This is a genomic window from Citrobacter sp. S55_ASV_140 (assembly GCF_018919505.1).
Taxonomy (GTDB): Bacteria; Pseudomonadota; Gammaproteobacteria; order Enterobacterales; family Enterobacteriaceae; genus Citrobacter; species Citrobacter werkmanii.
On sequence record NZ_JAHLQZ010000158.1, the window covers coordinates 1 to 9,579 of the forward strand.

Genomic DNA, 9,579 nt, shown 5'->3' on the forward strand with positions numbered 1-9,579 from the left:
CCGTAGCTATGTTGTTAAACTGCAAGGCGGCGACGAATATTTCCGTGAGATGTGGCGCAAACTGGTCGACATTACCATGTCGCAGAACCAGTTAACTTACGATCGCCTGAACGTCACGCTGACCCGTGACGACGTCATGGGGGAAAGCCTGTACAACCCGATGCTGCCAGGTATCGTGGCCGATCTGAAGGCGAAAGGTCTGGCTGTTGAGAGCGAAGGCGCTACCGTCGTATTCCTTGATGAGTATAAGAACAAGGAAGGCGAACCGATGGGCGTTATCATTCAGAAGAAAGATGGCGGCTATCTCTACACCACCACCGACATCGCCTGCGCCAAATATCGTTACGAAACGCTGCATGCCGACCGCGTTCTCTATTACATCGATTCCCGTCAGCATCAGCACTTGATGCAGGCCTGGACCATCGTCCGCAAAGCCGGCTATGTGCCGGATTCCGTGCCGCTGGAACACCACATGTTTGGTATGATGCTGGGCAAAGACGGTAAGCCGTTCAAAACCCGCGCGGGCGGTACGGTTAAACTGGCCGATCTGCTGGATGAAGCGCTGGAGCGCGCACGTCGTCTGGTGGCAGAGAAGAACCCGGATATGCCTGCCGATGAGCTGGAAAAGCTGGCGAATGCGGTCGGTATCGGCGCAGTGAAATATGCGGATTTGTCCAAAAACCGTACCACTGACTACATCTTCGACTGGGACAATATGCTGGCGTTCGAAGGCAACACCGCGCCGTACATGCAGTATGCCTACACCCGCGTACTGTCCGTGTTCCGTAAAGCGGAAATCGACGAGAGCACGCTGGCAAATGCGCAGGTCATTATCAATGAAGATCGCGAGGCCCAGTTGGCTGCGCGTCTGCTGCAGTTTGAAGAAACGCTCACCGTCGTGGCCCGTGAAGGTACGCCGCACGTGATGTGTGCCTACCTGTACGACGTAGCGGGTCTGTTCTCCGGCTTCTACGAGCATTGCCCTATCCTCAGCGCGGAGAACGAAGAGATTCGTAACAGCCGTCTGAAGCTGGCGCAACTGACGGCGAAAACCCTGAAGCTGGGTCTGGATACGCTGGGTATCGAAACCGTAGAACGTATGTAAGTACGCAATGATTGAGGCCTGAGTCTGTAACGCGGACTCAGGCCTTTTTTATTTCCGTAACAGGCTATCTGTAACAACTCACAAGGAATGACACATTTCCGTAGAGATATGGAACATTTTTTGCCTGTCATCCCGTTTGAGCCTCCGTATCATTAGGCGGCGAATTAATCGGGTACAGGTCAATGACATTCAGAGATTTTGAGGCGGAAGAAAAACTCTTCCAGCGGCGTGTGATAGTGGCCTTTGGCCTTGTGGTTATCTGTTTTGGCATCCTGATTTACAATCTCTACAATTTGCAAATCTGTCAGCACCAGTATTACACCACCCGCTCGAATGCAAACGACATCAAAATGCTGCCCGTCGCCCCAACGCGAGGCATGATTTACGATCGCAACGGCATCCCGCTGGTGCGCAACGTAACCTGGTACGACATTTCCGTTACGCCTTATAAAATCAGCGAGATGGATACCCTAATCAGGCAGCTAACGCCGATCGTTGACCTCACCCCGGATGACATTGACCAGTTCCGCCATGAGCTAAAATCCAGCAGCCGTTATCGCCCGGTAGTGCTAAAAAATGCGCTGACCGATGTAGAAATCGCTCGCTTCTCGGTTAACCAGTTTCGTTTCAGTGGCGTCAATATCAATAGCTATGAAGACCGCCAGTACCCCTATGGGGCCGCACTGGCGCATGTCCTTGGCTATGTTTCAAAAATCAACGACAACGATCTGAAAGCACTGGATAAAAAAGGTCTGGCAGAAAACTACGCCGCCGATCACAACATCGGCAAGCAGGGTATTGAGCACTATTACGAAAACGAACTGCATGGAAAAACCGGTTATCAGGAGGTGGAAGTCGATAACCACGGACGCATCGTCCGCTTGATCAAGGATGTGCCGCCCGTTGCCGGGAAAGATATCCATCTGACGCTGGACTTACATTTACAGCAATACATTGAGAGTCTGTTGGCGGGCCAGCGTGCGGCAGTACTGGTGGAAGATCCGCACGACGGTTCCGTGCTGGCGATGGTCTCCAATCCCAGCTATGACCCCAATCCGTTTGTCAAAGGCATCAGCTATCAGGACTATAACAAGCTGTTGCAGGATAAAGACCTGCCTTTAATCAACCGCGTCACGCAGGGGTTATACCCTCCTGCCTCCACGGTCAAACCCTACATGGCGATGTCAGCGTTACTGAACGGCGTCATCACCCCGCAGACCAGTTTCTTCGGCGCGCCCACCTGGACGCTACCCGGCACCGAGCGACATTATCGTGACTGGAAAAAAACCGGTCACGGTATGCTGGACGTCACCAAAGCGATTGAAGAATCCGCTGATACCTTCTTTTATCAGGTGGCGTATATGATGGGGATCGACCGGATTAACAGCATGCTCAGCCAGTTTGGTTACGGTAAACCGACCGGTATCGATCTTGATGAGGAGTATAACGGCCTGCTCCCGAGCCGCGAATGGAAGCAGAAAGTACATAAAAAAGCATGGTATCAAGGGGATACCATTTCTGTCGGTATCGGCCAGGGCTACTGGATTGCCACGCCGATCCAGATGGTAAAGGCTATGGTAGCGCTGATTAACAACGGCAAAGTCATCGCTCCTCACCTGCTACTCGATGAAGAAAGCGGCAAAACCCTCACGCCATACCAGGCTCCTGAACCGCCGTCGCAAATCGCCTCTGCGTCGTCACCCTACTGGGGGCTGGTGCGTCAGGCGATGTTCGGCATGGCAAATGAACCAAACGGTACCGGGTATAAGTTCTTTCACACCGCACCTTACGGCATTGCGGCGAAAAGTGGCACATCGCAGGTCTTCAGCCTGAAAGAAAATCAGACCTACAATGCGAAAATGATTCCTGTCCGTTTGCGCGACCATGTGTTTTATACCGCTTTTGCGCCCTATAAGAACCCAAAAGTCGCCGTGGCGTTAATCCTCGAAAACGGCGGCAGCGACGGTGTTACCGCCGCGCCGGTCATGCGGCAAATCATGGATCATCTGTTTGCGTCGCAGGATAATGCCGCGCAAACAGAGGTGAATCAACAATCAGGTCCGTTAGCGGCAGCCCCCTCTGCCAACGAGATCAAAAATACTTACGCAAGTATTCGGTAAGGCACAGTATCGCCATGGCCTGTCCATATGGCATGGAGGTCCGCGGGATATTGCGGTAAAAATCGAGATTGTGCCCCATTCCGGTACCAAACGAGGTGTGCATCAATTCACCTTCTGGTGAGATATGTTGCACAATGCCTCTGATGGCTTTTTCGGCCACCGCAGCATAATCTTGACCGACATAGCGTTTACGTACTGCTTTGAGGATCCCATACGCAAATCCGGCGGTAGCTGACGCTTCCAGATACGACTGCGGATCGTCCAGCAGCGTGTGCCACAATCCACTTTCATCCTGGCACCTTGCCAGCGCCGCGATTTGCGCGTGCAGGACCTGCACCAGATAGCGGCGAACAGCGCTGTTTTCTGGTAAATCGAGCAGTTCGAGGAAGTCCGGGATCACGATAGTTAACCAGCTGTTACCACGTGCCCAGCGGGCGTTGGCAAAATTATGCCGCCCTTCATAGCTCCAGCCGTGGAACCACAGCCCCGTTTCTTTATCCATCAGGTTCTGCACATGCAGCAGGAACTGATAGGTTGCCTCTTCAATATATTCTGGACGGTTGAGCAACTTGCCGATTTTCGCCAGCGGCAAAACCGTCATCATCAAGGTGTCATCCCACATTTGCTGATGATTCTCTTCCGCCAGCGTAATGTGCTGCATACCGCCGAATTCAGTACGCGGCATATCATGCATGGCCCACTCAGCCCAGCTGTCGAGCCACGGCAGATACGCGGGGTTACGCGTCTCTTCATAGCGATACGCCAGCGTTAAAAACGGCGCCATAGTGTTGACGTTTTTGGTGGTCGCACCTTCAGCAAAGCGATCGGCAAACCAGCTATCGATGATATCGCGCATCGTTTCATCGCCGGTTTGCTGATAATACTGATACATCCCGTACAGGCCGACGCCGTGCGTCCACTCCCATCCCGCCCAGCCTTTGGTATCAATAACGCGGCCGTCGTCCAGACGCAGCAGGAATTCGCCTGTCTCATCATGAATATTGACCAGGTTATGCGTCACCTTTTTGATCAACGTTTTTAATTCATCCCTGGCAATAAAATGGTCAGGTTGTCGCAATAACGGGCTGTGTTTAACCGGGTAAACAATCATTTACTTCACCTCTGTCAATGTCGAATTCAATGCGGCACCCTTTTCCAGTTTCGGTGCTGCTGGCTTATTACGATTCAGGTAACCAATATTGTTGTTGCCCCAAAGTGATTCATATGGCATGCCCGACAGCATCTCTACGGTCGCGCGGCCTTTGGCGGAGAGCCCTTCCGGCACGGGGCGTCCCGATGCCCGCATTTTTGCGGTCTCTTCACGTAGGGTACTGTGGGTTTGCAGGTTCAGTTTGAAGCGCAAGGAAACCAGGAAACCCAGCGCCAGAACAATTAGCGTACCGCAGCTCAGAATTAACAAAATGGTATGGCTGACCGCCGCGGGTTGTACGCTGTGACCGGAGACAAAACCGGACATCTGCATGACAATCCCAACCAGCATCACCGCTCCCGCCTGTGACGCCTTACGCGTTAACGTCATAATGCCGGCGAAGATCCCTTCCCGGCGCTGGCCGGTAATCACTTCGTCAACGTCAGCAATATAGGTGTAGGTATTCCAGGGGACATAATTGATACCGCCGCGTCCCAGACCCGCAATGGCAGAGACCAGCAGCAACAGAGAATAAACATCGCTTAACCCGGCATAGTAAAGCAGCGCATAAGAGAGAGAGCTCGCGCCAAACAGGACAACCACCATCCGGTATGATGGCGCGGGTCCAAAGCGGATACACAATGGGATCATGGCGATAACGGCAATGAACTGGAAGATAGCCATCGTTCCCAGCAGGTTTGACGCCATCGAGGCTTCCTGCATCAGCACAAACACCACATAGTAAGTAAAGACGGCGTTAAAAACGTCCTGCGCTATATAGCCGCCGAGATACATTCCTAAATGCTGGCGGAAGATTCGGATGCGCAGTGTTGAACTCAGTTCAACAAACAGACGGGTCATGCTTTGGCTAAAGGTCAGCTTTTTCTTCTCTTCTTCGGCTCGCAGCGCGGCTTCAGTCCACTCAGCACGTGGGCGCTCCCAGGTAAAGAACCAGACGAAAATCAGCATCAGCGCGCACAGCACAGAGAACACCAGGCTGGCGTAGAAAAAAGACACCGGGTTATCTTTGCCAAACAGCGTCAGCAGAACGCCGGGTAAGAACGAGGCCAGAATAGCTGACATTTGCGCCATCGAAATACGCGCGCCGGAAAACTTGGTTTTCTGTTTGAAGTCATCGGTCATTTCGGGCACCAGCGTTTCATAGGGCACCAGAATCATGGTGTAGACCACGTCAAAAATCAGATAGGTCAGCAGGTAGTACCAGAAACCCATGTCACCCACCCACATCAGCGAGTAGCTAAAGACGCAGGGGATCCCCAACAGAATAAAAAACTTACGTCGCCCGAAGCGTTTACCGAGCCAGGTGGAACCAAAGTTATCGGTTAAAAACCCCATTAACGGGCTAACCACGGCATCCAGCACCCTGGCGGTGGCAAAAATGAAGGTCGCCTCGATAGGCGTCAGGCCACAAAACGTAGTGTAAAAATAGAGCAGCCAGGCGGCGGTTAATGCCGTGGTACCTGCGCCCAAAAAATCCCCCGAACCGTAGGCAAAATAGTTAACCAGTCCGATTTTACGTGTCTTCATTGCCGTTACCCCTGCACATTATTGGGAGGCCCCGCAATCCTCGCGTTGATATTGGGCGTCCTTACAGGGTCACAGTAAAAGCTAACAGGAAGTGAAACCTTTCTGTTTCTGCCAGGGATGTTCGCGAAATGGCAACAGCACAAAGAGTCCGGCAACGTATGTCACCAATTTTATAAAACAGCGTTTCTTTTTAATCAAAGCGGTGGGCTAAAATTGCGAAGCAGCCAGCAGTTTCTGCTGCTGGCCTAATGAAGGAAGGCGTTAACGATAGTTTACTATTACCTGATTGCTCTGTACTTGTAAGGCGGGGATCAGACGACCGCCGCCGGGAACTTCCCAGACAAAATGCATCGGTTCGATGGCGGGAACATTATTAAACCCGTTGGTGGTGCCACTTTGTCCGTCCAGCTCGACACAGCGGGACTGAGAACATAAACGCACACGTAACCCCGCAGGGGTTGGTCCATTAAGCGCATAGCGCCACGCCACCAGGGTCATCAAACCCGAGACGGGCTGACTGGGAACCAGTGGTGCGGACGAGGCTGACTGGCCACGGTGGTTTAAGGTGATGCCCATTCCGCTCGCCTGCCATGCCCCTTCTCCGGCCGCCTGCGCCACCAAAGGAAAAACCAACAGCCACAGTAAGTTACGCATTATTTACCTCCAATGGTCGCCGTCATACGAATATGGCGGTTATCGGAAAGCTCCATGTTCGATAACACCACCAGTTGCGGTATGCTGCGGCGTAAAAAGCGTGCCAGTAACGGGCGTAACGCGTGATTAACCAGCAATACCGGCGGCGCACCCAACATTTCCTGGCGGGAGAGCGCTTCCTGAGTTTGGGCCAGCAGCCGGTCTGCCAGACCAGGCTCCAGACCGCCGCCGCCCTGTAATGCTTGCAGCAGCAGACGTTCAAGCGGGGTATCCAGACCAATAACCTGAACCTCTTCATTACCCGGGAACCATTGCTGGGTGATGGCGCGCCCCAGCGCAACGCGGACTACCGCAGTAAGCTCATGCGGATCGTTTTGCAGCGGCGCATGTTCAGCCAGCGTTTCAAGAATGGTGCGCATATCGCGAATCGGTACTTTTTCGTCCAGTAAGTTCTGCAGCACTTTGTGCAGTGTGGTCAGCGTCACAACCCCAGGGACCAGATCTTCGGTTAGCTTTGGCATCTCCTGTGAGACGCGGTCCAGTAGCTGTTGCGCTTCCTGACGCCCGAACAGCTCAGCGGCAAACTGACCAATCAGGTGATTCAGATGCGTAGCGACAACGGTACTGGCTTCAACCACCGTAAAGCCCTGAATCTGCGCCTGTTCCTTCAATGCGCTCTCAATCCAGATAGCGTCCAGACCGAAAGCCGGATCGACCGTTTTCTCTCCCGGCAACGAACCTGCCGCCGTCCCCGGGTTAATAGCCAGCCAACGTCCGGGATAGGCGTCCCCGCTGCCGATTTCCACCCCTTTCATCAGAATGCGATAGCGGGCGGGTTGCAGATCCATATTGTCGCGAATGTGGACCACCGGCGGCAGGAAGCCCATATCCTGGGCAAATTTCTTACGAATACTGCGAATTCGCCCCAGTAGCTCGCCATCCTGCTGAAAATCCACCATTGGGATCAGGCGATAACCCACCTCCATTCCCAGTGAATCCTCCAGTTGCACATCGTTCCAGGTGGCTTCCACCACAGAGTTATTTTCCGGCATTTTTACCGGCTGAGGTTCAGCAGGCGCTTTGAGTTCGCGACCACGCATCCACCAGGCCAGGCCGAGTAATGCGGCGGTAAACATCAAAAATACCAGGTTTGGCATACCAGGTACCAGGCCCAGCAAACCCAGCACCGCTGCACTAAGCAGCATAACGCTTGGATTACTGAACAGTTGGGTCACCATCTGTTCGCCTACATCCTGATCGGTACTCACGCGGGTCACGATAACACCCGCCGCCGTTGAGATAACCAGCGCGGGGATCTGCGCGACCAGGCCGTCACCGATAGTCAGCAGGGTATAACTTTCCGCGGCGCTGCCCATGCTCATACCATGCTGTAGCACCCCGACCAACAGGCCGCCAACCACGTTGATCACCATGATCAAAATACCGGCGATGGCATCTCCGCGTACGAATTTACTCGCACCATCCATCGAACCGTAGAAGTCCGCTTCCTGCGTCACTTCCGAACGGCGTTTTTTGGCTTCATCTTCGCCAATCAGTCCGGCATTTAAGTCGGCATCAATCGCCATCTGCTTGCCGGGCATACCATCCAGCACGAAGCGTGCGCCAACTTCAGCGATACGACCGGCGCCTTTGGTAATAACCATAAAGTTAATGATGACGAGAATAACGAAAACCACGATCCCGATGGCAAAGTTACCGCCCACCAGGAAGTGGCCAAAGGCTTCAACCACCTTCCCCGCCGCGGCCGCACCGGTATGTCCTTCCATCAAAATGATACGCGTCGACGCGACGTTCAGGGCCAGGCGCAATAATGTGGTGAACAGCAAAATCGTCGGGAATGCAGCAAACTCAAGCGTGCGCTGTGTAAACATCGCCACCAACAGCACCATGATCGACAGCGCAATATTAAACGTGAACAGCAGATCGAGGATGAAAGCCGGCAGCGGCAGCACCATCATCGACAGGATCAGCAGAATGAGGATCGGCCCGGCAAGGATTTGCCATTGCGTGGATTTGAGGTTGCCGGGCAGGCGCAGCATCGCGACCAGATTAGCCATCAGTATTCTTCTCGTTCAGGAAATCCAGTGCGTCAGGCACCGGAAGGTTTTCAGGTTGTGGTGGCGGATTGCCGCCTGCCAGACGCCAGCGTTTTAACTGCCATACCCATGCCAGCACTTCGGCAACGGCGGCATATAATTGCCCCGGTATTTGCTGACCAATCTCTGCATGACGATATAACGCACGCGCCAGTGGTGGTGCTTCTAGCGTGGGGACACGATGCTCGGCGCCAATCTCACGAATGCGTAACGCCACCAGCCCCGCGCCTTTGGCAACAACTTTCGGCGCGCTCATTTTGTTCTCGTCATACTGCAACGCCACCGAGTAGTGCGTGGGGTTGGTTACAATGACGTCCGCTTTCGGTACATCCGCCATCATGCGACGCTGTGCCGCCGCGCGCTGCATTTGGCGTATTTTGCCCTTAACGTGCGGGTCACCTTCGCTTTGCTTAAATTCGTCACGGATATCCTGACGCGACATGCGCAGCTTTTTCAGATGGCTATAAATCTGGAAAAAAACGTCGAACCCGACCATGGGAATGACGCCCAGCACCACCAACAGCGCGCACATACCGACTAAATCCAGGGCATTGCCCATCGCCGTAATCGGTGATTCCGCCATCAGCCGCATCATCGCCGGCCAGTTATGCCAGAGATAAAATCCGGCCACGCTTCCCACTAACGTGGACTTCAGTATCGCTTTGAGTAGTTCGGCACCGGTTTGCGCGGAAAACATGCGTTTAATGCCTGGCAGCGGATTCAACTTAGAGAACTTGGGTTGCAGAGATTTACCACTGAAGATCAAGCCACCAAGCATCACGGGTGAGATCAATGCCACCAGAACGACGCCAGTAATCAACGGCAACAGCGCAATCATCGCGTCTTTAATCAGCAGGATGATTTGGCTGAGGATCAGATTGGGGT

General features: G+C 53.5%; 7 protein-coding genes. 2 read left to right on the forward strand and 5 right to left on the reverse strand.

Going from position 1 to position 9,579, the window contains the following annotated elements; genetic code table 11:
- Nucleotides 1-1,105 (forward strand): arginine--tRNA ligase (gene argS / locus KQJ18_RS18295; protein ID WP_216422451.1); only part of this gene is annotated, 1,105 nt, incomplete at its 5' end.
- A gap of 182 nt (nt 1,106-1,287) precedes the next feature.
- Nucleotides 1,288-3,225, forward strand: a complete 1,938-nt coding sequence (gene mrdA, locus KQJ18_RS18300) for a penicillin-binding protein 2 (RefSeq protein ID WP_216422452.1) — start codon at nt 1,288-1,290, stop codon at nt 3,223-3,225.
- On the opposite strand, the gene KQJ18_RS18305 is transcribed toward mrdA, so the two are convergent.
- The 5 genes from KQJ18_RS18305 to flhB form a co-directional block, all read right to left on the reverse strand.
- Nucleotides 3,197-4,336: a glycoside hydrolase family 105 protein gene (locus KQJ18_RS18305; protein WP_204525221.1), complete on the reverse strand. Its 1,140-nt coding sequence runs from the start codon at nt 4,334-4,336 to the stop codon at nt 3,197-3,199. The genes mrdA and KQJ18_RS18305 overlap by 29 nt on opposite strands.
- Nucleotides 4,337-5,923, reverse strand: coding sequence for an MFS transporter (locus KQJ18_RS18310; RefSeq protein ID WP_038641453.1), 1,587 nt, complete (start codon nt 5,921-5,923; stop codon nt 4,337-4,339). It abuts the gene before it with no gap.
- A gap of 261 nt (nt 5,924-6,184) precedes the next feature.
- Nucleotides 6,185-6,577, reverse strand: a complete 393-nt coding sequence (gene flhe / locus KQJ18_RS18315; RefSeq protein WP_038641455.1) for a flagellar protein FlhE — start codon at nt 6,575-6,577, stop codon at nt 6,185-6,187.
- On the reverse strand, nt 6,577-8,655 hold the full coding sequence (flhA, locus tag KQJ18_RS18320; RefSeq protein WP_006684120.1) for a flagellar biosynthesis protein FlhA: 2,079 nt from the start codon (nt 8,653-8,655) through the stop codon (nt 6,577-6,579). The genes flhe and flhA overlap by 1 nt, the downstream gene beginning before the upstream one ends.
- Nucleotides 8,648-9,579: flagellar biosynthesis protein FlhB (flhB, locus tag KQJ18_RS18325; RefSeq protein WP_216422454.1), on the reverse strand; the 932-nt coding region annotated here is incomplete at its 5' end. The genes flhA and flhB, both read right to left, overlap by 8 nt.

Excerpts from the sequence above, each read along its gene's own strand:
- mrdA (WP_216422452.1), top strand. The coding sequence starts at position 1,288 with ATGACATTCAGAGATTTTGAGGCGGAAGAAAAACTCTTCCAGCGGCGT.
- KQJ18_RS18305 (WP_204525221.1), bottom strand. The coding sequence starts at position 4,336 with ATGATTGTTTACCCGGTTAAACACAGCCCGTTATTGCGACAACCTGAC.
- KQJ18_RS18310 (WP_038641453.1), bottom strand. The coding sequence starts at position 5,923 with ATGAAGACACGTAAAATCGGACTGGTTAACTATTTTGCCTACGGTTCG.
- flhe (WP_038641455.1), bottom strand. The coding sequence starts at position 6,577 with ATGCGTAACTTACTGTGGCTGTTGGTTTTTCCTTTGGTGGCGCAGGCG.
- flhA (WP_006684120.1), bottom strand. The coding sequence starts at position 8,655 with ATGGCTAATCTGGTCGCGATGCTGCGCCTGCCCGGCAACCTCAAATCC.